The sequence below is a fragment of the Cytophaga sp. genome (genome assembly GCF_051961495.1).
Taxonomy (GTDB): Bacteria; Bacteroidota; Bacteroidia; order Cytophagales; family Cytophagaceae; genus Cytophaga.
This window is the reverse complement of sequence record NZ_JBQCDF010000224.1, coordinates 12,484-36,842: the sequence shown is the minus strand read 5'-3', so window position 1 is coordinate 36,842 and position 24,359 is coordinate 12,484. Positions and strand designations below refer to the sequence as shown.

At 40.3% G+C, this 24,359-nt stretch carries 21 protein-coding genes; 6 read left to right on the top strand and 15 right to left on the bottom strand.

Annotation, left to right across the window (positions count from 1 at the left end):
• Nucleotides 1-215 precede the first annotated feature (215 nt).
• From ACTHJT_RS12525 to ACTHJT_RS12510, 4 genes are all read right to left on the bottom strand, one after another.
• Nucleotides 216-935 (bottom strand): outer membrane beta-barrel protein, encoded by a 720-nt coding sequence (locus ACTHJT_RS12525; RefSeq protein WP_440238668.1) that lies wholly within the window; start codon nucleotides 933-935, stop codon nucleotides 216-218.
• 123 nt (nucleotides 936-1,058) lie between these two features.
• Nucleotides 1,059-2,801, bottom strand: a complete 1,743-nt coding sequence (locus ACTHJT_RS12520; protein WP_440238666.1) for an ABC transporter ATP-binding protein — start codon at nucleotides 2,799-2,801, stop codon at nucleotides 1,059-1,061.
• A gap of 101 nt (nucleotides 2,802-2,902) precedes the next feature.
• Nucleotides 2,903-3,790: a M48 family metallopeptidase gene (locus ACTHJT_RS12515; protein WP_440238664.1), complete on the bottom strand. Its 888-nt coding sequence runs from the start codon at nucleotides 3,788-3,790 to the stop codon at nucleotides 2,903-2,905.
• A gap of 17 nt (nucleotides 3,791-3,807) precedes the next feature.
• The gene (locus tag ACTHJT_RS12510) at nucleotides 3,808-4,368 is read right to left on the bottom strand and encodes a LemA family protein (RefSeq protein WP_440238662.1); all 561 of its coding nucleotides are present in this window, start codon (nucleotides 4,366-4,368) and stop codon (nucleotides 3,808-3,810) included.
• Between the two features lie 317 nt (nucleotides 4,369-4,685).
• On the opposite strand from ACTHJT_RS12510, the gene yiaA reads away from it, so the two are divergent.
• The 4 genes from yiaA to ACTHJT_RS12490 all read left to right on the top strand — a co-directional run bounded on the left by yiaA (nucleotide 4,686) and on the right by ACTHJT_RS12490 (nucleotide 10,820).
• Nucleotides 4,686-5,096, top strand: coding sequence for an inner membrane protein YiaA (gene yiaA / locus ACTHJT_RS12505; protein ID WP_440238660.1), 411 nt, complete (start codon nucleotides 4,686-4,688; stop codon nucleotides 5,094-5,096).
• A gap of 214 nt (nucleotides 5,097-5,310) precedes the next feature.
• On the top strand, nucleotides 5,311-6,570 hold the full coding sequence (locus ACTHJT_RS12500; protein ID WP_440238658.1) for a TolC family protein: 1,260 nt from the start codon (nucleotides 5,311-5,313) through the stop codon (nucleotides 6,568-6,570).
• A gap of 4 nt (nucleotides 6,571-6,574) precedes the next feature.
• Nucleotides 6,575-7,585, top strand: a complete 1,011-nt coding sequence (locus ACTHJT_RS12495; RefSeq protein WP_440238656.1) for an efflux RND transporter periplasmic adaptor subunit — start codon at nucleotides 6,575-6,577, stop codon at nucleotides 7,583-7,585.
• A 76-nt stretch (nucleotides 7,586-7,661) separates the two neighbouring features.
• Nucleotides 7,662-10,820 (top strand): efflux RND transporter permease subunit, encoded by a 3,159-nt coding sequence (locus tag ACTHJT_RS12490; protein ID WP_440238654.1) that lies wholly within the window; start codon nucleotides 7,662-7,664, stop codon nucleotides 10,818-10,820.
• 105 nt (nucleotides 10,821-10,925) lie between these two features.
• Here the strand turns inward: ACTHJT_RS12490 and ACTHJT_RS12485 are convergent, their stop codons facing one another.
• Complete coding sequence (locus ACTHJT_RS12485) at nucleotides 10,926-12,383, bottom strand: LamG domain-containing protein (RefSeq protein ID WP_440238652.1); 1,458 nt, start codon at nucleotides 12,381-12,383, stop codon at nucleotides 10,926-10,928.
• Between the two features lie 156 nt (nucleotides 12,384-12,539).
• Here ACTHJT_RS12485 and ACTHJT_RS12480 point away from each other — a divergent pair, with 156 nt between their 5' ends.
• Nucleotides 12,540-13,202 carry a GIN domain-containing protein gene (locus ACTHJT_RS12480; protein WP_440238650.1) on the top strand — a complete coding sequence of 221 codons (663 nt, stop codon included), beginning with the start codon at nucleotides 12,540-12,542 and terminating at the stop codon, nucleotides 13,200-13,202.
• Nucleotides 13,203-13,743: 541 nt separating this feature from the next.
• Here ACTHJT_RS12480 and ACTHJT_RS12475 read toward each other — a convergent pair.
• The 4 genes from ACTHJT_RS12475 to ACTHJT_RS12460 all read right to left on the bottom strand — a co-directional run bounded on the left by ACTHJT_RS12475 (nucleotide 13,744) and on the right by ACTHJT_RS12460 (nucleotide 15,927).
• Nucleotides 13,744-14,037 carry a hypothetical protein gene (locus tag ACTHJT_RS12475; RefSeq protein ID WP_440238648.1) on the bottom strand — a complete coding sequence of 98 codons (294 nt, stop codon included), beginning with the start codon at nucleotides 14,035-14,037 and terminating at the stop codon, nucleotides 13,744-13,746.
• A 73-nt stretch (nucleotides 14,038-14,110) separates the two neighbouring features.
• The gene (locus tag ACTHJT_RS12470) at nucleotides 14,111-14,746 is read right to left on the bottom strand and encodes a hypothetical protein (RefSeq protein WP_440238646.1); all 636 of its coding nucleotides are present in this window, start codon (nucleotides 14,744-14,746) and stop codon (nucleotides 14,111-14,113) included.
• A gap of 39 nt (nucleotides 14,747-14,785) precedes the next feature.
• A complete protein-coding gene (locus tag ACTHJT_RS12465) occupies nucleotides 14,786-15,703 on the bottom strand; it encodes a DnaJ domain-containing protein (protein WP_440238644.1) in 918 nt (305 codons plus the stop codon).
• 2 nt (nucleotides 15,704-15,705) lie between these two features.
• A complete protein-coding gene (locus tag ACTHJT_RS12460) occupies nucleotides 15,706-15,927 on the bottom strand; it encodes a helix-turn-helix domain-containing protein (protein WP_440238642.1) in 222 nt (73 codons plus the stop codon).
• 66 nt (nucleotides 15,928-15,993) lie between these two features.
• Here ACTHJT_RS12460 and ACTHJT_RS12455 point away from each other — a divergent pair, with 66 nt between their 5' ends.
• Nucleotides 15,994-16,224, top strand: coding sequence for a hypothetical protein (locus ACTHJT_RS12455; protein ID WP_440238640.1), 231 nt, complete (start codon nucleotides 15,994-15,996; stop codon nucleotides 16,222-16,224).
• Between the two features lie 122 nt (nucleotides 16,225-16,346).
• On the opposite strand, the gene ACTHJT_RS12450 is transcribed toward ACTHJT_RS12455, so the two are convergent.
• The 6 genes from ACTHJT_RS12450 to ACTHJT_RS12425 all read right to left on the bottom strand — a co-directional run bounded on the left by ACTHJT_RS12450 (nucleotide 16,347) and on the right by ACTHJT_RS12425 (nucleotide 24,279).
• A complete protein-coding gene (locus ACTHJT_RS12450; RefSeq protein ID WP_440238638.1) occupies nucleotides 16,347-17,132 on the bottom strand; it encodes a hypothetical protein in 786 nt (261 codons plus the stop codon).
• Between the two features lies 1 nt (nucleotide 17,133).
• Complete coding sequence (locus tag ACTHJT_RS12445; RefSeq protein ID WP_440238636.1) at nucleotides 17,134-18,327, bottom strand: DUF4062 domain-containing protein; 1,194 nt, start codon at nucleotides 18,325-18,327, stop codon at nucleotides 17,134-17,136.
• 220 nt (nucleotides 18,328-18,547) lie between these two features.
• Complete coding sequence (gene pdeM, locus ACTHJT_RS12440) at nucleotides 18,548-19,192, bottom strand: ligase-associated DNA damage response endonuclease PdeM (RefSeq protein ID WP_440238634.1); 645 nt, start codon at nucleotides 19,190-19,192, stop codon at nucleotides 18,548-18,550.
• Nucleotides 19,192-21,633, bottom strand: a complete 2,442-nt coding sequence (locus ACTHJT_RS12435) for a ligase-associated DNA damage response DEXH box helicase (RefSeq protein WP_440238632.1) — start codon at nucleotides 21,631-21,633, stop codon at nucleotides 19,192-19,194. The genes pdeM and ACTHJT_RS12435 overlap by 1 nt, the downstream gene beginning before the upstream one ends.
• Nucleotides 21,630-23,246 carry an ATP-dependent DNA ligase gene (locus ACTHJT_RS12430; protein ID WP_440238630.1) on the bottom strand — a complete coding sequence of 539 codons (1,617 nt, stop codon included), beginning with the start codon at nucleotides 23,244-23,246 and terminating at the stop codon, nucleotides 21,630-21,632. The genes ACTHJT_RS12435 and ACTHJT_RS12430 overlap by 4 nt, the downstream gene beginning before the upstream one ends.
• A complete protein-coding gene (locus tag ACTHJT_RS12425) occupies nucleotides 23,230-24,279 on the bottom strand; it encodes a ligase-associated DNA damage response exonuclease (RefSeq protein ID WP_440238628.1) in 1,050 nt (349 codons plus the stop codon). Before ACTHJT_RS12425 ends, ACTHJT_RS12430 begins: the two co-directional genes overlap by 17 nt.
• Nucleotides 24,280-24,359 lie beyond the last annotated feature (80 nt).

Sequence of the window (24,359 nt, the reverse complement as noted above, 5' to 3'; positions counted from 1 at the left end):
GGTCTAAGGGTGGTGAAACATAATTCATCCACTTTATAGTTTCAAACAAAAGGCTTGTTCTTTCAATATCAAATACCGCCAGCGATTCGTTAAGCAGCCCGATGATTGAAATGATAAAGGTGAATGCTAAAATTTTCTTGGCCGGTTTCATGTTTGATAATGTTTGTATAAAAACAAAACTGAAACATATGTATGATTCAGTTTTTAACCTTCTTTTACTTTTTACCGAAATGGTATTCAATACCCATCAAAAAGCCAACCGTTATGTTGTGCGATGGGCTTCTGTCTGACTTCCAGTGCATGATTGTGTTCCCTCCACCATTGAATGTATAATCTCTATTTATGGGATCTGTCAAACTGTAATCAGCCCTGCATTTCAAATTAACATATATGTGCTGTAGGATTTCAAAATTGGTTCCTACAGCACCAACTACATCAAAGGTAGACTCATTAAACCATTGCTTATCCCCATTATTCGGTAAATAATATCCATCTCGCATATAAATATCTGCTTTTAGTAAACCCGAGTACTGAAATCCTCCTGAGAATTCGAAAGGAATATTATACTTCATTAATGGCCGGTAGTTTAATGTTATTGGAATTTTAAGATAATGTAGTGTTATGGGCGCATAAAATTCTGTTGAGGTAGAATAATTAACACCCTGTTTTGAACTTCCGAAACCCAAATCCAGGCTTACTTTTTTACTGAAAACAACGCCTGTAGTTATACCGATCATAAATCCCAGTTGCCATTCAGGGCTTGCCGATGGATCTTTTTTTTCGCTGGTATTCTGAATAAAGGTCGATTGCGGCATATAACAACCGCCTAGTTTAAAAGATAGTGTTGATTTTGTAGGAATTGAATCCTGCGCTTGCACGCACAATGAAAAACTCAAAAGTGCGGTTAATGACAAGAAAAAAAATTTTAAATTCATAGCTATAATTGTTTAGGTACAAAGCTATAAATATTTCTGTTCTATAGAACATCTAGTATTTAAATAAAAGACCGCTGCATTAACATACAGCGGTCCTTTTGCTTTTAGCATTAGGCATTGAGCTTAGATTCTCGCCTGGTATGTATGCAGTTCAAAGTATCTTCCTTCTTTCGCGATCAGTTCGGCGTGGTTGCCTTGCTCGGCGATACGTCCATTCTCAATCACCAGAATCTGGTCGGCCTGACGGATCGTACTTAGTCTGTGCGCGATTACAAACGTTGTACGGCCTTTCATCAACTCACCTAATGACTGTTGAATCAATGACTCACTCTGCGTATCCAGGTTCGACGTGGCTTCATCCAGAATAATAATTTTCGGATCGGCCAGTATAGCACGCGCAATGGCAATACGCTGTCTTTGTCCGCCTGAAAGTTTTACGCCACGTTCACCGATCAATGTATCAAGTCCTTGCTCAAATCGATCGGTGAATTCGTTTACATAACCTGCTTTTACCGCGTGCAGCAATTGCTCTTCGGTTGCATCCGGACGCGGAAATAAAATGTTTTCACGGATCGTTCCTTCAAACAGAAAATCATCCTGCAGTACCACACCTAAATTTTTACGGTAGCTGCTTAGCGTTACCCGTGATAAGTCGGTGCCGTCAATCGTAATCTTACCTGCTTCTGGATTCAGGAATGTTGCTACCAGGCCGGCAATAGTTGATTTGCCGGAGCCCGAGGTACCGACAAGTGCCGTAACCGTTCCGGCCGGCGCATCGAAGCTTACATTGTTCAATACTTCTTTTCCTTCCAGGTATGCGAATGAAACCTGGTCAAACTTTATATCTCCTTTAATATCTTTCAGCACAATTGTTCTCTTTTCACGATCCTCCTCCGGATCCATGTTCATGATCTCTTCCGTACGATCCAGTCCGGCGAAGGCCTCTGTAAGCTGGCTGCCGATGCTGCTCATCTGCACGATCGGTGCAATCATAAAACCAAGCAGCATGGTAAATGAAAAGAAATCCCCCTTCGTCATGTCTTCATCAATCATCATATAGCCGCCGATACCCATGATACCGAGCGTAGCCATGCCCAGCAGGAACAAAGAAGCGCTGGTGATCAGTGAGGTTGCTGTTAAACTTTGTTTTACATTTTCAAATAAGCGGTCAACGCCGGTCTGAAATGTTTTGTTTTCCTGTTCTTCCGCATTGAAGCCTTTAATAATGCGTACACCATTTAATGTTTCTGTTAAGCGGCCTGTTACTTCCGCGTTGATCACGCCTCTGTTCTTAAAGATCGGTCGGATGTGCGCGAATGCCCGCATGGCAATAAACGCAAACAATGCAATCGGTAGCAATACATACAAGGTCATCATCGGACTGATTTTGATCAGCATCACCAATGCGACAACCGAAGTAATCGTTCCGCCGATTAATTGTACCAGTCCCGTACCTATTAAATTCCGTACCCCTTCAACATCTGTCATAATGCGCGATACCAGTGCGCCGGATTTATTGTTATCGAAATAATTGATCGGCAGGCTCAGGATTTTACGCTGCACCTGCACGCGTAATTTTGAGATCAGCAATTGAGCTTCCACGCTTAACAGCTGGGTAAGCAGAAATGATAACGCCGTATTGACTGCGATCGAAAGACCAACAACCCAGAGAATGGTATGAAGCATTGCGTAATCTTTATGGTCTACAACATCATCAACTAAATATTTTGTAGCCGCGGGTAATACCAGGCTGGCGAGCCTGCTAATGATGATCAATATCAAACCGATAAAAATGAGTTTTCTTCTTGGCCAGATGATTGTTTTAAAAACCTGACCGATAGTGACTTTGCTTTTCTTTTTTTCCATTAGTAAATATTAAACGAGAAAATGAATGAATTATAAAGGCAACAACACAAAATTTGCCTGTTAAGTTTATGTCGTATGAAAGATATTTTTATTGTATGGATTTAAACAAACTGCTCCAGCAATTCAATTCTTTTCTCTATCGGCGGATGGGTAGAAAACAGATTCCCGAAAAAATTTCTTTCTGTAAACTGCGGGTTGTGCATGAACAGTTGTGCTACGTCCCTTCTGGTAACCGCCTCTATATATGGATCTGCGGAGACTTTCCGTAATGCGGATGCCAGTGCATAAGGTTTCTTTGTGATCTCTGCCGCACCGGCATCAGCAAGGTATTCCCGTTTGCGGGATATCGCGAAATGCAGCAGCCGTGCCATGAAAAATGCAACTACAGAAGTGATTATGGCAATTAAAATAACCGGCAGGTTGTTTCTTCCCTCACTATCTCTGCTTCTGCCAAAAAAACTAACGTTCCGCATCGTCATTTCGGCGATAAAGGAAAAGATGCCGACGAAGATGATCGAAATGATCAGCAAACGTACGTCACGGTTTATAATATGTGAAAGCTCATGCGCGATCACGCCTTCCAGTTCTTCATCACTAAGCTTTTCAATAATTCCTTTTGAAAGCGTGATGGTAAATGTGTCCTGATTGATGCCGCTGGCAAAAGCATTCAGCGAGTCGTCGTTGATGATATTCAGTTTAGGCATGCGCATGCCTTGCGCAATGCACATGTTCTCCAGTAAATTATATACCCGCGGGTTCTCCCTTCGCGACATGGCTTCGGAAGCGGTTGCGCTTTCGATCATTTTATTGTGAAAAAAATAAGCAATCACAAACCAAACAGCCGACAGGCATATGAATAGGAAAGCTACTTCAACAGAGCCGGTCAGGATCACGCCCAACACAACCAGTATGAGTGGAAATAAGAGCAGCAGTAAAACAGATTTTCTGTTGTTCCTCCGAATCTGTTTCTGGATACCGATGTATTTCACGTGTCGATGTTGTTGAATTAAAATTTAAAGGATGGCGGTTCTTCCATTGTCTGTCTCTTCTCTGCACTCAATTCATACATGGCTTCCTTTTTAAAATTATAACGTCCTGCAATGATGTTATTCGGAAACGATTCAACAGAGGTGTTGTATTCTTTTGTAGCTGCATTAAAGAAGCGGCGCGCTGCTGCCAGTTTATTTTCTATGTCACTGATTTCCTGCTGCAGCTGCAGGAAATTCTGGTTTGCTTTTAAATCCGGATATGCTTCAACCGTAACACGCAAGCCCTGTAAGGCCGCGGTTAGCTGGCTGTCTGATTTTATTTTGTCTTCAATGGATGTTGCCGTTACAACACTGTTTCTTGCTGCAATCACATCAGTAAGTGTTTTACTTTCATGTCCGGCATAACCCTTTACAGTTTCAACCAACTGCGGAACAAGATCACTGCGTTGTCTGAGCTGCACATCAATATCCGCGAATGCCTGTTCTCTTCTGTTGCGAAGACCAACTAATGAATTATAGATACCGATCAGCCAGAACACAATCAGCGCAATGGGTATAAGGAGAACTAAAAGATACATGATTTTTGAGTTAAGGTTTGTTGGCAAAAATTTACATATTTAAACGAACAGAAACAATTTGCTTTTAAACAGCAGGTGCACATTCGGTCTTTTGTGTTCAAAATCTATACAAATGACCATAAAGTGCCCGGCTGTTTCTATTAAAAGAATAAGTTAAGGCTATTTTTAAAAGTCAGTTATAATAACCAAAAATGCTATTTTTGATTAAATAGTAACTATTTAATCAATAAATAATAGTCTGTATTTTTCTAAAACCGGCTTTTTAACTTTTCATCTGTGGTCTATTTTCGGGTATACAATTTAAACCAAGACAGATTATGAATCAGAAACCATCAAGTGCTTTTATCGGTGCATCCTGGGTTGCATTGGGAGCGGGAATGATCGGATATTTGATAGGCTTATGGCGATCAGATATGATGTTGAATGAAAAGGGATATTACTTTACAGTGCTTATGTACGGGCTGTTTTCAGTGGTATCACTTCAAAAAGCAGTCCGTGACAGAATTGAAGGTGTGCCCGTTACGGACATTTATTTCGGCCTGGCATGGTTCTCCAGTTTACTCTCCATCCTGCTGCTCACCATTGGTTTGTGGAACGCGCAACTGCTGCCGAGTGAAAAGGGATTTTATGCATTCTCTTTTTTGCTGTCACTGTTTGCAGTTATTACTGTACAAAAAAATACGCGCGATAGCCAGGGTTTTAAAAACAGTACCAATATAGAGGAATAACCTAAATGAAGCCTCAGCATATGATTTATATGCTGAGGCTGTTTTCTGTTCGCAGAAAAGCAGGCAAGATCACATTCAATTCTGTTTATATTCTGTTGACTTTCAATTATAAAGGCAACAATATTTTTTCATTTTACCACTTTCTCCTGCCTATATTCTTGTTTTGTTTCTTACCTTTGGCTTAAGTTAAAAGGCTTTTTAATATACAACACGAATGACCAATAAAAGGAGTGTATATGCCGTAATTGTATGTCTCTTGTGTATTCTATCAGAGACATCCGCGCAGACATCTTATTCATTACAAAAAGCATTGCAGACAGCAAAGGCAAACAATGTTGCCTTACAGGCACAGCAGCTGTCTGTGAATATTTCAGAAGCCGATGTAATTACTGCAAAGCTAAGACCGAATCTGCGTTTGAATAACCAGACTTTATTGCTGACCAATCCATCGTACTATCCTGCCAATACAGACTGGACCAGCGGCAGGAATCAACAGGTGTGGTGGCAGCTGACAAAAACGTTCCAGGCACCGGGCCAGCGTTACAACAGAATTGATGTTGCACAGCATAATGTATTACTCGCAGAGCGCGTATATGCCGATACCGAGCGTGATGTGTTTTTTGATGTGGCCAGTAAATGGCTGCAGGTATGGGTCGATACAAAGCAGATGGTATTGATTACCGAAGTAAAATCAAATATTGATTCGCTGGTTGAAATGAATAAAATACGATTCCGGAATCAGGTCATCAGCGAAACAGATCTGATGCGCACACAATTGCTTTCGGACCAGTATGCATTGCAACTGACGGCAATGAAACAAACATACAGAAGTGATCTCATTGCCCTTAAGGCGGCCATAGGCATACAGGATAGCATTGAAGTTGAATTGAATGATCCGCTGCTGATTTCCTATACAACCCGGTATGACAGCTTACTTGAGCAGGCGCTTGTTAACAGAACCGATATACAGGTTCAGCAGGCAGCTCTGGTTTCAGCAGAATCCAATATCAAGCTACAGAAATCACTTGCCTGGCCGGCCGCAGAATTTGGTGCCATTTACAACCCCCAAAATTCTATCCCTTATTTTGGCTTTTACGGTACGATTGAATTGCCCGTATTTTCACGCAACCAGGGTGAAATCAGCAAATCGCTTTTGCTTAAACAACAGGCCGAACGTAACATTCACGCAATCAATTTTCTCATCCGGGCAGAATTGCGTGCCGCTTACGAAACATTTTCCATGTACCAGCAGAATCTTGATAAATACAATGCCATGATGCTGTTGTCAGAAAAAGTGCTGGGCAATGTCCGTTATAATTATTTAAGAGGCGGTACAAATATTATTGACTTGCTGGAAGCGCAGCGTAGCTGGCTTGATACACAGCAACAGTACAACAATATGCTGAGTGATTATAGAAAGAGCTATATACAACTATTATATTCATTAGGTTTAATCAATCAAATCGCGCAATAATCGCATGAACTACATAACCGTAATTACACTTATTTTTTCATTGGTCTTTTTATCCTGCAAAAAGAAACAGGAAGACACTCAACAGGGAGAGAAAAAATTCTCTACCGTGTTTGATAACGGCAAAAAAATTGAGTTTACTTCTGAAAAAAGTTCGGATGCTTTTTTAACGGAAGAAGTGAAACGCTCCAATATTATTGCAGCCCTTACTTTTCCGGCAAAGATTGCTGCTACAGTAATTCCTTCAGACCAGGAAGGTTCCAGCAATATTATTTTATTTGAAGACCCCGATCTGGCAGGTAATTATACTTCTTTGATTCAGCATATCATTAACATCAACCAGATCAAGAATGTAAATATCGTACAGAAAAAAATAGAGCTGGAGCGTGTGAAGGATTTAAATGCCCATGGTGTGTCTACGGGGAAAGATTTACTTGAAGCCCAAACAAACCTGAGCATGGAAGAAACAAACCTGGCAAACGAAAAAGCTGCGTTGCTTGAATCAGAGTCTAATCTGAACGGCGGCGGGTTTCAGCCGGACATGCTTCGTAAATCAAAAGCCGGTACAGCCTATATAATCTGCGAGGTACCTGAAAGCCAGATGAGCAAAATCAAAAAAGGAGATGTGTGCTCCGTCGAGTTTACATCTATGCCTGGCACCAAATTCAGAGCAAAAATTGACGGCATTGCCGATATCATCGACAACGTAACCCGCATGATCAAAGTGCGCATCAATATTGATAACAGTGAAGGCACGCTTAAGCTGGGCATGTATGGTATGGTGTTTTTTGAAGTTAACGAAGGGGATAATATTAGTGTGAGCAACAGTTCATTGATTACTGTGCAGGGAAAAAATTATGTCTTCCTGAAAAAATCTCCTGTGCTGTATGAACGTGTAGAGGTTTTCGTGGGGCCACAGATTAAGGACCGCGTAATTATTTACGATGGACTTAAAGTCGGCGACCAGGTTGTTACAAAAGGCATTATCCAGTTGAAGGGTCTGAGCTTTGGTTATTAGACCTGCCAATAATCCCTGTTTAACAAAGTCTTATACTCTTTCATTCCTTCTCTCACCAGAAGAATAATTCACAGAAATGATTAAAAACATTATTACTTTTTCGATCAACAACCGCTGGCTTGTTGTGGCGGCAAGCATTGTAATGATGGCCATTGGCTACTGGTGTCTGGTTCATATTAAAATTGAAGCCTATCCGGATATTGCAGATACCAACGTAATTGTAGTAACACAATATCCCGGCCGTGCTGCTGAAGAAGTTGAACAACAGGTAACCATTCCGATTGAACGGGCATTACAGAATACACCCAATGTGCTGGACCGCAGAAGCAGAACCATCTTTGGTTTAAGTGTTGTGCAGCTGACGTTTAAAGATGGTACCGATGATTACTTCGCGCGCCAGCAGGTAATGGAACGCATGGCAAGTGTTGATCTTCCACCCGATGCTACAACCCCTGAGCTTGCACCACTGACTACAGCTGTAGGTGAGATTCTCCGTTACGTTGTAGAAGCCCCTTCTTCTTATACGCCCACACAATTAAGAGATTTGCAGGACTGGGTGATCAAACCATATTTGTTACAGGTGCCCTGCATTGCCGACATCAGTACATTCGGCGGACCGCTGAAACAATTCCACGTAATTGCTTCAGCAGATAAACTGCGCAAATACAACCTCACCATGCAGAACATCATTGATGCCATTCACCAGAATAACCAGAATGCCGGTGGAAACACTGTACTTCGTGGTGAACAGGCCTTTGCGATCCGCGGTCTTGGTGCTGTAAAATCTGAAAGTGATATTGCCAACATTATTCTGCTTTCTTCCAATGGTGTGCCCGTGTTTATTAAAGATGTGGCATCCGTAGAAATTACACCGCCGCCGCCAAGTGGTATTTTGGGTTATACCGTGAATGACGAGAATGTTAATGTCAATAGCGGTGTTGAAGGTATTGTTTTGTTGAGAAGAAAGGAAAACCCCAGTGAGGTACTGGCTTTAATGAAACAAAAAATTGCCGACCTGGAAGAAAATGAATTGCCGGAAGACGTTAGGATAAGACCGCTCTATGACCGGGGCTTCCTGATCAACCATTCGCTTGAAACGGTTTCGCATACACTCTTCATGGGTGTTTCCATAGTTATCATTCTGTTGGTCTTCTTCCTTGGTAATATCCGCAGCGCTTTAGTAGTTGCACTTACCATTCCCTTTGCATTGCTGTTTGCATTTATCCTGATGAAATTAACGGGTATACCTGCAAACCTGTTGTCGCTAGGAGCCATCGACTTTGGGATTATTGTAGACGGCGCCTGCGTAATGGCTGAACATCTTCTCCGAAAATACCGCTCTGCCAGTCCGGAAGAAAAAAGGCAAGGCATTGTAGCGCTCTCTGTTAATTCAGCCAATGAAGTGGGACGGGAAATATTTTTCTCTGTTACCATTATCATTTTAGCGTACATGCCTATTCTCCTGATGACCCGTGTTGAAGGGAAGCTCTTTTCTCCGATGGCATTAACACTGGCGTTCGCGGTAATCGGTTCCATGCTGGCTGCGTTAACAATTATTCCGGTGCTTTTGTCGTTTGCATTCAACAAAATTGTTTCCAATCCCGATATTCCGCTTAAAGAACATAAAAATTTTGTGCTGGAGTTTTTACAGAAATGCTATCGTAAAATTCTTGATATTACCTTAACACATTACAAACGCACAGTACTTATTGGTTTGCTGGTCGTATTTATTATGATTGGCTGCATTATAAAATTAGGTACAGAATTTTTACCAACGCTCGATGAAGGTTCTATTTTTTTTCGGGCAAACTTTCCTTCGGGTGTTACGATTCAGGAAAATGCAACCTATGCGCCTAAGATCCGGAAGATCATTGCCGGCTATGCGCCCGTATCCTTTGTAATTACACAAACAGGGCGCAACGATGACGGTACCGATCCTTTCCCGGCCAACAGAAATGAAATACTCGTAGGCCTGAAAGAATATTCTTTATGGACCGATACCATTTCAAAAGCGGAATTACTGCAACGAATTAAAAATGACCTGGAGCAGGAATTGCCGGCCGTGCGTTTCTCTTCCGGACAGCCAATCATTGATCAGGTAATGGAAATTGTAAACGGGAGCGCCGCTGACTTAGCCATCTCCATTGTTGGTGAAGACCTTGAACTGATGCGTTCTAAAAGCGACAGCATTTTAAAATTAGTAAAACAGACGCGCGGTTCTGATAATGTTAACATTGAGCAGGAAGGCCCGCAGGAGCAGCTCTGTATCCGCATCAACCGCGAACGGACTGCCCGCTTCGGTATTAATGTCGCGGATATAGAAATGCTGATCGAAACAGCCATTGCGGGTAAATCCGTATCAGTATTGTATGATGGTGCAAAGCGTTATGATATTGTTGTGCGCTACTTGCCTGAAGACAGAAATTCCATTGCTACCATCAGCAATGTAATGATCAAATCGGCTGATGGTGCATTGATTCCGTTAAATCAACTGGCCGATATTCTTTTTGTACAGGGCCAGACAAATATTTACCGTTACAACAACAAGCGTATGATTACGGTGCGTACCAATGTGAAAGGCCGCGACCAGGGCGGATTTGTAAAAGAACTGCAGGCGAAAGTGCATAAGAACATTCAGGTTCCGAAAGGCTATGAAATTATTTTCGGCGGGCAATATGAAAACCTGCAACGTGCCGGCAAGCAGCTGCTGATTACCATTCCGCTCACCATCGGAATGATTTTTATATTGTTGTATATACTCTTTAAAAGCATCAAATATACCCTGGTAACGATGTCATGCATTCTATTCGCGCTAGCAGGAGGCATCTGCGGATTGCTGTTGCGTGGATATTATTTCAATGTATCTGCAGGTGTCGGTTTTGTAAGCATCTTCGGTATTTCAGTAATGACGGGTGTAATATTAATATCTGCATTAAATAAATATACCGAAGGTAAAACCGGCGACCAGAAAAATAAAGTGCTCGAAGGTTCTGCGCAACAGCTGAGTGCATTGCTCGCAATTCTCATTGTTGCCATCATAGGTTTGATCCCTGCCTACTCTTCTTCAGGCATTGGTTCTGACGTACAACGGCCTTTATCAACGGTAATTATCGGTGGGCTTACCTGCACATTGATTTTTGCGCCTATTATTCTTCCATCATTGTATTTATGGGTAACGAACGGAAATGGTAAAGAAGATCAGCCAAAAACAGAGAAAGCGCAGCCTGCTTCTTAAGCATGTAATGATTAAATAAAAATGAAAAAAGGAGAAGGTTAATAAGCCTTCTCCTTTTTTTTGTTTTGTAAGAAAATTATTTCCCCAATCCATTTACCTAACAAACTATTCATTGTCGGGTGTTAGATCAATGACAGTTGGATCAATGGTAAGAATTGGCGGAGGCGTCCCCGATGGCAACGTCGGTTCTGGTTCAGCATACAATTCCTGCACTTCGCATTCACTGATGGCACGGTTATAAATTTTCACATCGTCGATACGTCCGTTAAAATTCTGAATATTTTTATTTCCTGCACCAAGTACTCCTGAAGCAGCTGTTGGATTGGAAGGAACTTTTTCCCTTATAGTTTTTTGACCGGCAAATGCGCCATTAATATAAAGTTTCAAAGTTGAATTGTCGCGGATAGCAACAAGATGATACCAAGTGGCAGCCGCTGGAAGTGTTCCTGTTTTAACTTCATTCGATTGGGCATTGGAATAACTACTGAAATCAAAACCTGTAGATGTTCCGTCGTAATTATTTGTTATTGAAATGGTCTGATCTGAATCGGCATTGCCGATCGACATAATTGCCATTGCATTACCGGGAGATGGTAGTGCTTTAATATTCACCCACACAGAATACGAATAAACATCTATGCCAAGTCCTGTTACGGAGAATGAAATATTATCATCTATGCCATCAAAGCTATATGCTGCATGGGGATTGCCAAAACGATTGGCGGCAAGGGTTGCATCGTTATTTACTGTTCCATTATTATTATTTCCGCTTACATCTTTTGCATTTGCATTAAAATAATAGTTTAGTAATAAGCCATCTGAAGATATTGTTGTACGAGTCTGCATACCACAAGTGGTAAGTTCGTACAATGCCTTAACTTCACAACTATTGATTGCGCGATTGTAAATTCGCACATCATCAATACGTCCTTTAAAATTCTGGATGTTGTTATTTCTTGCTCCAAACGTGCCTAAAACAGGTGCCTCATAATATGGCTGGGCTGAACTTGCCAAGGTTTTTCCCGCGAGTGTACCATTGATATAAAGTTTTAGTGTAGTATTGTCGCGCACAGCAACAAGATGATACCAGGTGTTTGTGGCCGGCAATCTTCCTGTTGAATATGAATCCGGTTGTGTAGCAGAGGCAAAATAACTGATGAAGCCAAAACCTGAGGATCCTCCGGTATAATTGTTTGTTAATGAAATTGTCTGATCTGCGCCGGCATTTCCAATAGACATAATCCCCATAGCATTGCCCAGAGATGGGAGTCTGCTAATATTTACCCATACTGAATACGAATAGTTTTTATTGTCAAGACCGGCACCCGAAAATGATATATGATTATGTATGCCGTCAAAACTATACGCATTTGCAGTACATCCACCCCTGCCGGTTGCTGGTGAAGAATCATTTACTGTAGCATTATTGCCATTCATACTTGCATCCTGTGCATTGCCGGCAAATGCGTAATCGCCTACTAATCCCGCTTCAAGATCAATCTGCGCATGTATTTTGCTAATCTGCAATAAAAAAATAAATCCGATAAGAATGTTTTTCTTCATGCTGTTTGGAAGAAGGTTCTATAAAAATTTTTCTGCGTGTTAAATATAATTAATAATATACGTACAAATTGATGTATGCCATTAATTCATTTAATTGATTTTTAAAAACTTTACAAAGCAACCAGCGTATGCATAAACATCAATAAATCTCTATGTATGAAACCTTTTTCTGCCATTCTGATTGTTTCCCTTTTTGTTTTTGCTTCCTGTAAAAAATCGAATGAAGAACCTGAATATGATTATGGACCATTTAACTATGGGCAGATCTCTTCTATTTCTGCCAATGGCAATATTGTTATTGATCTGGTTCAAGGTACTTCCAATGAAGTTGTGCGCATCACCAAAGGCGGTCCGCAGGTAATGTCTTCAGGCGGCGCATTGATTCTTAACGGCGGAGGCACGGTACGGCTTAGTGTGAAGGATCCTTTGTCGATTAGCATGAATGGGTTTGGCGGTGTAAAAAATACCGGTGCTGTTACCATGAAAAGTTTAGGTATTTACAACCAGTCTGGCACAATTTACCTGGACTCGCTCACGACAGAACAGTTTTCCGTAACGCTGAACAACCTGGGTGACTGCCAGGTGTCGGGCCGCACAAGTTACCTGACCGTATCAGCAACAAATCTTCCAACCTTTTATGGATTGGGCCTTGCAGCAGATAGCTGCCTGATCTATGGCAGCACCATGGGACAAATTCAGTTGAATGTTGCGCAGAAACTTGGTGGCATCAGTTACGGCAGCGGCACGATTTTCTACAAAGGGAATCCGGATGTTACGCTGCAAATGCAGGGTGGCGGGAGATTGGTGCATTTGCAGTAAGGTTATAAAAATTCTTATTGATTATAGTAACAATCTATCGACGTTAAGCGAACTCTCCAAGGGATTTAAACCCTTGGAGAGTGCTTGTATCAACAATTCCGCTTGTCTCTTTCAACTTATTTAATTCTTTCATCCTTAAAAATTCCAGCACATCTTTCTGAGTCCTTATTCGAATCATAACGTGAAAATGGTTCGGCATTAAGCAATAAGCGTATGTTTCTGCAATTGGGTGAATATATTCCGTATACTTTTTTAAAAAATAAAAATAATTCTCTTCTCTGTTAAAGAAATTTTCAAATCCGTTGACATGTGTATAGATATGATACACTGCTCCGGGCTTTAGTATTTATTGTTGCATGACAATAAAATATAGCTGGTTAAAATATAATCTATAAAAAATTTATTGAACGTACTCTCCAAGGGTTTAAAACCCTTGGAGAGTTTTGATTGTAATATATAATTTTTACAAAACACATTGAATCTTCACCACCTCCGGGGTTTTGAAAACCTTGGAGGATTCGTATCTCGCCGAGACGACCCTCTACCCTACGAGATAAAAATATAACCCGACATTAACCAATACTACTGCCAGACAAATAGCTGTTGAGATAAAACTGTTGAGCTGCCCGGTCGCTGCGAATTTCTTTTTGTCCGTATAAACGGCAATCGCCACATCTAACAAAATCAGTGCTGTGTTTGTCATCATTCCGGAATCGAATTGTGAAAATGAAACCGGATTGTTAAGCAGTTCAATGGCAAAGTAAAGTCCGAAACCTATAGACGCTGCAATGCTGATCATTCCCTGAATTCGTCTGGCGTTCTGAGGGTGTATCATTGTTGCGGTTCTTTTTTCACTGTGTTTAATAAACCTGTTAAATTTATGGTTGTCTGCGTATACTTTATTTCGTTTACTTCGCTTTGTAAATAAAAAAATTACGGACCGCTTTCGGATCATACGTATGATCAATATCAACAATCAGATTTTTTAAATTTCCGGCATCATTGTATTCGTATCTGTATTGATAAAGGCTGCTCATATTAGGCCGGTCATAATACACATTATGCATCACGGATGAAGTCAGCTGGTTTGAACTGTTGTAATTGAATACTTCTGTACGGTGTTGCTTACTACCCATAAGGTGCAGGTGATCGCATTGTTTTGTGAGTCCATTTTCAATTACAAACCGGCGCAGGTATGCGATCTCACCTTTCTTGGAAAATCCAGGTTCCCAGATCAGGTTTTCTTCACGGATAAAAAAACGATCCCAACCATGGTCGGAAAATTTCTGGATCTCCTTTTCCATCACCACTTCTCCGGCAACATTGAAGCCGCATTCCACATTACCGGAAGGATCTTTGGGTGCTGTCTTTAATATTTTTGCCGGTGCGCCGTAACGGTTTTTTTCATAATAAAATGGTTCGGCTGTGAAAAATTGTTTTTTGCTCCATTTCCATTCAACTACTTCACTTTCGATTTTTTCTTTTAAGGTTCTGTAGTTTTTTTCGAATGTCTTTGCTTGTTTTTGTAGCTCGTTGAGTGTCATACTATTGCTTATTATTAATTATTAAAAAATAAAAGTCATTTATTCCTTCGGATTAAGCCCATATTTGTTTGTTCCTCGAGTACCAGGGGCAAAAAACAAATAAATAATAAATAATGTATTAACAATAGGCATTATCAAAAGAACGCAAAATATTCCACCTAAATTGACATCATGTAATCTCTTTATAGATTGTATCAGTACTGAAAGGCCGATAAAAAAAACTATAATTACCATTAAAAATGTATCAGAATGCTTCCCACTTTCGCCAACAAAAGCATTCAATACAATTGGAATAAATAATAGTAGAAGAAATCTTTTTATATAATCTTTTCGTCTTAATCTTCCTTTTATTGAAAAAAAATTATCTGAAGGCTTTGGATGGAAATGTTCTTTTGAATTATTTTCAGTTGTATTACTTTCAGATTTGAATGATTCTGTTGAAAAGGAATTATTAGTTATTCGAATTGTTTGGTAAACTGTTTTGTTCAGCTTGTAATTAGTAGCTTCGATAATAACTGTTAAATATTCTTTATTAAAATTTGTTAAACGAAATGATTTAGAACCTTCCGATAACATAACACCAAAGGGCTGGATCATTACTTTGTCTGCATAAAGCGTTTTCCATTCGAACGTTATTGTATCACCTGTATAAAAAGATGATTTATCTGAAAGAAAAAATACTATTGACGGATCAGGATCTTTATGCTTTTGATAGTTGTTTGAATATGATTGAGAGTACTGTTTACTTTTTCCGAAATTTCGATCATATGTTGCCTTTTTAGATGGATTACTTAAAATTTCATATGCTTCATTGATCTGTTTAAACATATTTTCAAAAAATTCATCGCCTCCATTTTTGTCAGGATGAAACTTAAGCGATAGTTTCCGATATGCCTTTTTAATATCCTGCGCCGACGCTGTGTGTTCTAATCCTAATATTCTATAATAATCTGTCATGATTATATTTTTAATAATTCATGGACGGAAATTTCTAATCCTCCGGCAATTTTAATTAAAGTAAGCAGTCTTGGATTTGTTTTGCCGTTTTCGATCATGTGCAATTGTGTTCTACCAATTTCACATTCAAAGGCAAATGCTTTCTGATCCATTTCTTTTTCTTCTCTTAATTTCTGAATTTTTTGCCCTAAAAAGCGTAAATATTTTTCTTCTTTCGTGTTCATTATACCGAATATCAAAAAAATTGTTTTACTTAGTGTTCGCAATAACGAACACAGCTATTTACAGCTATGAAAATCGAAATTCCAAAACATTTACAACTAATAAAATTGCCTCCTGCAACAGAAATGACTCTATTCTTGATCGGTGAAGAAATAAAAAACAGGCAGCTCCTGAACCGATTAGAACAAGCAGGATTTGATACCGCCATTGCCGGAGCCGATTTAAGTGTGTTGATATTAAGTCTGATTGGTTTGATCCAAGACCTGATGAATTATATCTGTGGTATGATGAAAAATTGAATCAGGCATGTGAAAAATCTAAACCAACCAATAGCGAAGAATGGAAAGAGGAAGTATTTAATTTCTATATGGAACTGGTCGAAAGGAATAAAAGTTTTGGTTAATAAAATATTGTTATTACATCAGAATTCACTTTCAAATCTATCTAACCCGAACTTTAATGCAATTTCTTCATCTAAATGACAAATAAAGTTTCCCAATTCAATATTAGCTTCTGAAATATCTTCAAAAGTAAATGAAAAATAATAACCTTCATTTAAGTTTTCTAAATGTGGAAATTCTTTTATAAATTCTTTTGTTATTCTTCCTCTATTATGAACTATTAAATTTCTCTGTTTTATTAATCTATTAAACTCAATTTTATCTTCTTTATCATTAAATAAACTAATGCCTAACCTGTCAATAAAATATTTTTCAATGTCATCAATTCCTTTGTAAAACAACTCTGATACCTTCTTTTCAACAAGTGCATTCCTTAAATCTTCTATAGTATCAAAATCTAATATAAAATCTAGACGTTCAGATTCTTTTGATTTTAGTATTTGGGGTCTTTTAATAATAACTTCTGCTAATATATCTTTAAAATAAGTTATCACATTATCAATTACCCTAGCAAATGCCATCTGACCATAATAATGTTCATATTGCCTTATATCAAAAACTGTTTCTAAGACTTCTGGATGAGTATCAAAATAATGAACCATTTTTTTGGATAGCTCGTTTGACTCATCTTTCCAAAGTTCTTTAAATTCTAAAACTGCCTTTTCTTGCTTTTCATCAACAAAATCTTGTGACTTTAACATATAAACAAGAAATAGCTCGTTTGTTTGTAGTTCACCGTAAAACTCCCAAAGCGATTTAGTAAATCTATCTGGAAATGCTGCTCCAAATTTATTGATCCTAATCATCTTAAATATTGCTGTTAGTGCTCATCAATTTCAATTTGTCAATTTTGGCTCCAATCGCATTTGAAAATTCTTCTGTTAAACTTTGAGACTTATTTAATTTTTCAATTAAACCCTCCAATTGTATTAACAGTTGACTTTTAGCAATGTTTATGTCTTTTTGAATCCTAGGCAAATCTTCTATACTTTTATAAAGTGAATGCATGCTGACAATAACTTCAGGAAGTATCTTTCTAAAATTTAGAATAGCCTCCTTTGATTCTAATAAATCTGTAATTGTTTTTTCACTAGCAAAATCTTCCGAAAGATTAATTAAATTACTCCCTGCTTTAATTGCTTCTTCGAAGCTGTGATAAAAAATAGGATTTTCAATGGCTAATCTATTAGAATAATCATTCATTAATTTAGCGACTCTTTTAAAAATTTCTGTTAGAACAATTTTATTAGGAGATTTTTGCTGGGTAATTCTAGAGATTTCTTCTGCCTTTTTAGTCATCTCTTCTCCAACTATTGTTGTAGATTCATTTATTGCAGTTAACGAAATAAGTGTATCATTGATAAGACTTTCAAACATTTCATTATAATCCATCAACCCATAGTGTTCTGTTTCATTAAATGAATCAGCATTTCCAATTTCCTGATTATTTGTAATAAGACGTTGAGATGAATTTTTTATTAAAGTGTCGATTCTCATTGGTATATGAAGTCTTAAAAAATTTTTTAACTCTTCACATGTATCAAAATCCCAATATAATAAATTTGGTGGTAGTGCTTTTTTAAAATTTTCAATTTTAGAAAGTTCTAGCCAATTAACTTCCTTCAAAAGGACGGGGGAATTTTTAAAATAAAATAAAATTTGTATGTTCTTATTTGAAGAAAATAAATGTAATGCTTTATTAAATTCTTCTTCTGTACCTGATCCAGCATTTGATGTTGGGGTGCCAAATCTTTTCCATATTATTCCTAAAAAAATATCGTATTCATCTCCAATATCCTCGTTAATTAATCCTTGAGGGGCAGAAGTAGATATTCCAGGGGCAGAATGTGTTTCCCATTTTAGTAATTCAATAATCAAATTAAGTCGTGAACCGTAAGTTAAATTAAGTTCTTTAATAACTTCTTCAATCGCCGACCTTTCCTCTTTCAAATCTGAAGGAGAACCAAGAAAAATTGAGTATTTAGTTATTGACTTTGCCATGATTTTTGATTTTTGAAAGTTAATACTAAAAATTTTTATTGATCATTTAAAAGGATGTATAAAAATAGCTAGTGTTTAAAGATGATTGCTTTTATTCGAAAAACCAAATTGTAACGTTTCAATTTTATTATTTAAATATTTATTTCTGATCATATACAGCAAGTTCTGTTTACAAATATTTTAATCAGATATCGACGCAAAATATAAATAAAATTCCGCATCAAATCCTATGTACCGCTTCTTCGGTCAGTACAAACACTTCTGCAGTTTTATCATAGGGCATGTGAGCCAAACCCGTTAGCCAACCAAAGGCCGGCATGACCAGCGTATTTTTCTTTTTATAAAAACACGGCAATGTAATACTTTGCCTACCCTTGCCGCTTAATACAAAACCCGGATGAATATGTCCGGTTATACAAAACTGTTTTTCTTTTACAGCTACTTTATCATGGGAAAAAATAAAATCATGTTCATGCAGCGTGTTTGCATGCATTTCAATATCATACTTCTCATAGTGATGATCTTTTAAAATATCGTGATTACCGCGCACCAGCTGAAAAACAATGCTTGCATATTTTCTGCGCAGTGCGCCAAACAATTCCCACTCCTGGTTGTACTCGCTGTGAAACAGGTCGCCTAAAATCAATAATCGTTTAGGTGAATATGTGTTCAGCAAAAAATCCAGCTGCTGCAGATCTTCCATAGCCGAGTCCATCGGAATGGCCATGCCGTTTTTGCGGAAGTGCGAAGCCTTGCCTAAATGCAGATCTGAAATGATCAGCGTCTGCGCATCCCGCCAATACATGGCTTTTTGCGGCAGCAGTTCAAATATCTGTTCATGAATCGTCAACAGCTGTCCGCTCATTATTCTTTCTCCAGTTGTGTTTTCATTTTAAATAAACGATCCTCCAGCTTTTCATTGCTGAACTTGCCCCGCATCCGGTCTACCATGATCGGATATGCAAAAGGTGTAGGTTTATCCGGCCGCACCAGCACAAGTTTCTGTGCATTGATGCGATTGTAGGCCTTGCGCATACGTTGAATTTCCAGCTGAAAATCCAGCACTTCATCATAAGCCTGCCGCAATAACAAATTACTGCTATCGTATTGTTCAAACACTTTGAAAAATAATTCTGCGTTGGCCTGCAAATGTCTTGTCTTGGCAGATTTTCCGGGAAAGCCCTGAAACACCAGCCCGGCAATGGATGCAATTTCCCGGAAACGACGGCGTGCCATTTCGGTTGCATTCACACTGAGTTGAATTTCCTTTTCAAGATTTTCAATTCCGAATAAATCCGACTCCAGTGCTTCTTCAATCGGAATCTCCTGATCCGAAAGTAATTCAAACCCATAATCATTCATCGCAACAGAAAACGTAATAGGCTGAATCTCGGAAATTTTCCGCGCAACAATAGCCGCCATACCTTCGTGCACAAATCTTCCCTCAAAGGGATACATGAATACATGATAACCTTCACGGCTCTGTACATATTCAATCAGGAATTCATTGTTGGTCGGCAGATGCGAGCGTTTGGCCTGCAGATCAAACAACTCCCGCAGTTTTTTTAATTCTTCTTCTTCAATCGTTCCTGCATCAAAAAAGTGGTCGATCTTATAGCGGATCATCTCTGCCAGCTGCGACGACAAGGGCATCCTGCCGCCCTGCCAGCTCGGGATCAATCCTTTCTTTGCCTTGCTTTTCCGCACCAATACATCCATATGGTGAATATGAACAATCTCCAGATTATTTCCTGAAAACCAGAATACATCTCCGGGTTTGAGTTTGGAAATAAAATTTTCTTCAATACTTCCCAGGCGTTTCCCGCTCAGATATTTCACCTGCATGGCCGAGTAACTCACAATGGTACCCATTGACAAACGGTGCCGCGAAGCAATCGTGCGGCTGGTAACCTTATAGACTCCGTCTTCAATAATCACTTTATGAAATTCATCATAGGCATCCAGTGAATTGCCGCCATTGGTAATGAACTGCAAGGCCCAGGCAAACTCTTCAGGTGTGACGCTGGCGTAGCAAAATGTTTTTTTAATTTCGGCATAAATAATTTCCGGTTTGAACCCATCAGCAACAGCAAGTGTGACGAGGTATTGAACCAACACATCAAAACTCCTGATGTATGGAATGCGGCTCTCTACTATACCGCGTTTGATTGACTCACGCATAGCAGCGCCTTCAATGATTTCCAAGGAATTTGTCGGTACAAAATAAATTTTGCTCAGCGCACCCGGACTATGGCCGCTGCGCCCGGCACGCTGCATAAAGCGCGCAACGCCTTTCGGACTGCCAACCTGCACAACTGTGTCCACTGCGCTGAAGTCTACTCCTAAATCTAAACTCGAGGTGCAGATCACGGCTTTTAATTTTCCCGCATGCAGATTATCTTCTACCCAGGTGCGTGTCTTCTGATCCAATGAACCATGATGGAGGGCAATTATTCCCGCGAAGCCAGGCTCTGCTTCCAGCAACTGCCGGTACCAGATCTCGGATTGCGAACGGGTATTGGTAAAAATTAAAACGGAATTACTGGCATGAATGATCGGTACAACTTTCGGTAATAGCTTGGTGCCTACAAAACCCGACCAGGGAAAGTTTTCTACTTTGTCGGGAAAGATGGTTTCGATCTCTACACGCTTCGGTAGCTCTGCACGAATCATCTTTGTTGGGTTACCGTAATTGCCCAACAGCACATCTTTGGCTTCTTCCAGGTTGCCGATGGTTGCAGAGATTCCCCAGATTTTCAATTCCGGATTCAAGCCTTTCAACCTGGAGAGTGCCAGCTCCATCTGCACACCACGCTTGGAACCTATGAGCTCATGCCATTCATCAACTACTACAGTCGACAGATCTTTAAACACATCTGCATAACCTTTTTGCGACAGCAACAGGTGTAAACTTTCTGGTGTGGTTACAAGCAGCTGCGGCATGTTTTTTTTCTGCTTTGCTTTTTGTGAAGTCGTTGTATCGCCACTGCGGATGGCAACTTCAAAAGGAATATCTAAATCTTTGCAGGAGCGGGATGTTGCATATTCAATCTCTTTGGCCAGGGCACGGATAGGCGTGATCCAGAGGGCCTGCAAGCCAGGTTTCTTTTTTGTTTTATAGTCAGGATATTTTTTTAGATACTCCAGCAGAATTCCAAACCAAACCGAATAAGTCTTGCCGCTTCCCGTCGGCGCGTTCACCAGTCCGGAATAGCCGTCCAGCATTGCTTTCCATGTTTCCTGCTGAAAGACGTGTGCTTTCCAGTGTTGATTTTTAAACCAGGCAAGTACGTCCTTTTCTGTCATGCCGGTTTGGATAATTGCTGAATCAGATCCAGCAGGTCTTCTTTGTGATTGGCGTCTTTGATCGACTTATCTTTGCGCCAGCGCAGGATTCGCGGGAAGCGCAGCGCCACACCGGACTTATGTCTCGGTGATGGGTTGATGCCTTCAAAGGCAATTTCAAAAACAAGTTCGGGTGTAACACTGCGCACCGGGCCAAATTTCTCCTTGGTGTTTTTCTTGATCCAATTGTCTACTTCAACCAATTCTTTGTCGGTTAAGCCTGAATAGGCTTTAGTAAACGGAACCAATTCATCGCCGCTCCACACGGCAAAGGTATAGTCGGTATAGAGATCTGCCCTCCGTCCATGGCCGCGCTGCGCATACAACAACACACCATCTATCGTCAGCGGATCAATTTTCCATTTCCACCACTTGCCTCTTCTCCTGCCCGCTTCATACAAACTATCTTTGTGTTTCAGCATCAAACCCTCGCACATGCGCTCGCGCGAAGCTTCGCGTAAGGCAGTCATTTCTTCCGATGTATTACAAACAAATACCGGCGACAATTTTAATACAACTGCGGCTGCCGGATTTTTTATGCGAATTTCTTCGATCAATTTTTCAAGCAAGGCTCTGCGTTCGCTTATCGGCTGCGGACGTACATCGTTGCCTTTGTATTCCAGCAGATCATAGCACATCATGGCCAGCGGTGCATCAGCAAGACTTTTTTTCGAAAGATTTTTCCGGCCAATGCGTGTCTGCATCACATGAAACGGCATGGGTTCATCGCCGTTGAAAGGCAGGATCTCCCCATCGATCACCGTGCCATCGGGTAAGGCTTCTTTTAAGATTTCGAACTCCGGAAATTTATCTGTCATGAGTTCTTCCCCGCGCGACCATACAAACAATTCCCCGCGGCGTACAATGATCTGTCCACGGATTCCGTCGTATTTATATTCGATCTGCCAGTCATCAATATTGCCAAGCGTTTCCAGCGGCACATCCAGCTGGTAAGCCAGGTAGAAAGGATATGGTTTCGACAGGTCTTCTTCTGTATCAGTAGTAAATAAAAGATTTTCCAAGGTTGAAATCTCGGGCACCCAGTTACCCATCAGCCGATGCGCCACATTGCTTTCTACCAGTTTGTAATTTTTTGCCAGCGCTTTAATTACCAGTTGCTGCGAAACACCCACACGAAAACTTCCGGTGATGAGTTTGTTAAATACAAACCGTTCAGTAGTACTTAGCTGCATCCAGATTTCCTGGATAATATGTTTGCGCTGTTCTTCCGTTTTAGTATCCAGCGTTTTCAGCAGCGCCATCATGCCGCTTAATGAATAATCGGTTTGTGTTTCCGATGCGGGCAGCAGCAGTGTTATGGTTTCTGCAAGATCGCCCACTACATGATATGATTCTTCAAACAGCCATTCATGTATACCCGACAGTTCCATCGACCAGGTTTTCAACTCGGAAGTTTTTACCGTACGCTTCGGTTTTTTACCCGTAAGTAATGCTACGGCCCACAAGGCATCGGCAGCGTCAGACACAGCAAAGTAATTGGCCAGCGCATCAATCTTCGCATTGGTCTTCGTAGTCTGATCCAGTTCTGTAAAGAGCTCAGAGAACTTCTTCATACTCCGTGTCCGTTTCGTTGTTGTTCTCTTTTACTTCGCCTTCATTCAAGGATTCCCCTTCATATAAGGTATCTACTTCAACGGCATTCAGGTGCATTTCTTCGCGCAGCCATTTTGCGAACACCGATTTATAGCCATGAGTCACATAAATATTTTCGGCTCCGGTTTCCTGCACGGCTGTATTCAGGCCATCCCAATCCGCGTGATCGGATAATACAAAGCCTCTGTCTGCACTTTTGCGACGGCGCGTGCCACGCAGCTGCATCCAACCGCTGCAGATGGCTACGGAGAAAGGGTCAAAGCGCTTAAGCCAGGGCGTACCGATCGCTGACGGTGGTGCCACGATAATATTTCCTTTGAAACTATTTTTGGTTGTTTCACCTTCCACGCGTAATGTTGGCGGAAGTTCCAGGCCGCTGCTGCTTAACACCCGGTTTAAATTATCTACGGCACCATGCGTATAGATCTTTCCAATTGCCGGATTCAGGTGTTTAATGATGCGCTGGGCTTTACCCAGTGCGTAGCCCACAATCACACTGGCTCTTCCTTCCTCTTTATTTTTCTGCCACCAGCTGTTTATGTCTGCATGTGTTTGCCTCGCTTCAGGAAAACGATACACCGGCAATCCAAAGGTTGACTCCGTTACAAAATGCTGGCAGCGTATAGGTTCAAACGGTGTAGATACCTGATCCTGCTGTAATTTATAATCGCCGGATGCAACCCAGATCTCTCCTTTATATTCAAGCCGCACCTGTGCAGAGCCGGGAATATGGCCGGCAGGATGCAGGCTGATCCGTACGCCATTCATTACAATTTCCTCTCCATATTCCACACCACGGACCTTTATATTTTCGCCTAAACGGAATTTTAAAACCGGAATGCTTAGATGATGCGCCAGGTAGTTTTCATTCCCCCACCGGGCATGATCAGAGTGTGCATGTGTAATAATCGCATACTTTACCGGCCGCCAGGGATCAATGTATACATCGGCCTGCGGACAATAAATCCCATACGGATCAAATTTTAACAGCATAATTATTATTGATTCACTCTATATTAATTTCGTAAATAATTTTCCATTATGCTAGTGTTTAACCCCAAGGAACGCAAAGA

Coding starts and splice junctions, on each gene's coding strand:
- ACTHJT_RS12525 (WP_440238668.1), bottom strand. CDS start 935: ATGAATTTAAAATTTTTTTTCTTGTCATTAACCGCACTTTTGAGTTTT.
- ACTHJT_RS12520 (WP_440238666.1), bottom strand. CDS start 2,801: ATGGAAAAAAAGAAAAGCAAAGTCACTATCGGTCAGGTTTTTAAAACA.
- ACTHJT_RS12510 (WP_440238662.1), bottom strand. CDS start 4,368: ATGTATCTTTTAGTTCTCCTTATACCCATTGCGCTGATTGTGTTCTGG.
- yiaA (WP_440238660.1), top strand. CDS start 4,686: ATGAATCAGAAACCATCAAGTGCTTTTATCGGTGCATCCTGGGTTGCA.
- ACTHJT_RS12500 (WP_440238658.1), top strand. CDS start 5,311: ATGACCAATAAAAGGAGTGTATATGCCGTAATTGTATGTCTCTTGTGT.
- ACTHJT_RS12495 (WP_440238656.1), top strand. CDS start 6,575: ATGAACTACATAACCGTAATTACACTTATTTTTTCATTGGTCTTTTTA.
- ACTHJT_RS12490 (WP_440238654.1), top strand. CDS start 7,662: ATGATTAAAAACATTATTACTTTTTCGATCAACAACCGCTGGCTTGTT.
- ACTHJT_RS12485 (WP_440238652.1), bottom strand. CDS start 12,383: ATGAAGAAAAACATTCTTATCGGATTTATTTTTTTATTGCAGATTAGC.
- ACTHJT_RS12480 (WP_440238650.1), top strand. CDS start 12,540: ATGAAACCTTTTTCTGCCATTCTGATTGTTTCCCTTTTTGTTTTTGCT.
- ACTHJT_RS12475 (WP_440238648.1), bottom strand. CDS start 14,037: ATGATACACCCTCAGAACGCCAGACGAATTCAGGGAATGATCAGCATT.
- ACTHJT_RS12470 (WP_440238646.1), bottom strand. CDS start 14,746: ATGACACTCAACGAGCTACAAAAACAAGCAAAGACATTCGAAAAAAAC.
- ACTHJT_RS12465 (WP_440238644.1), bottom strand. CDS start 15,703: ATGACAGATTATTATAGAATATTAGGATTAGAACACACAGCGTCGGCG.
- ACTHJT_RS12460 (WP_440238642.1), bottom strand. CDS start 15,927: ATGAACACGAAAGAAGAAAAATATTTACGCTTTTTAGGGCAAAAAATT.
- ACTHJT_RS12455 (WP_440238640.1), top strand. CDS start 15,994: ATGAAAATCGAAATTCCAAAACATTTACAACTAATAAAATTGCCTCCT.
- ACTHJT_RS12450 (WP_440238638.1), bottom strand. CDS start 17,132: ATGATTAGGATCAATAAATTTGGAGCAGCATTTCCAGATAGATTTACT.
- ACTHJT_RS12445 (WP_440238636.1), bottom strand. CDS start 18,327: ATGGCAAAGTCAATAACTAAATACTCAATTTTTCTTGGTTCTCCTTCA.
- pdeM (WP_440238634.1), bottom strand. CDS start 19,192: ATGAGCGGACAGCTGTTGACGATTCATGAACAGATATTTGAACTGCTG.
- ACTHJT_RS12435 (WP_440238632.1), bottom strand. CDS start 21,633: ATGACAGAAAAGGACGTACTTGCCTGGTTTAAAAATCAACACTGGAAA.
- ACTHJT_RS12430 (WP_440238630.1), bottom strand. CDS start 23,246: ATGAAGAAGTTCTCTGAGCTCTTTACAGAACTGGATCAGACTACGAAG.
- ACTHJT_RS12425 (WP_440238628.1), bottom strand. CDS start 24,279: ATGCTGTTAAAATTTGATCCGTATGGGATTTATTGTCCGCAGGCCGAT.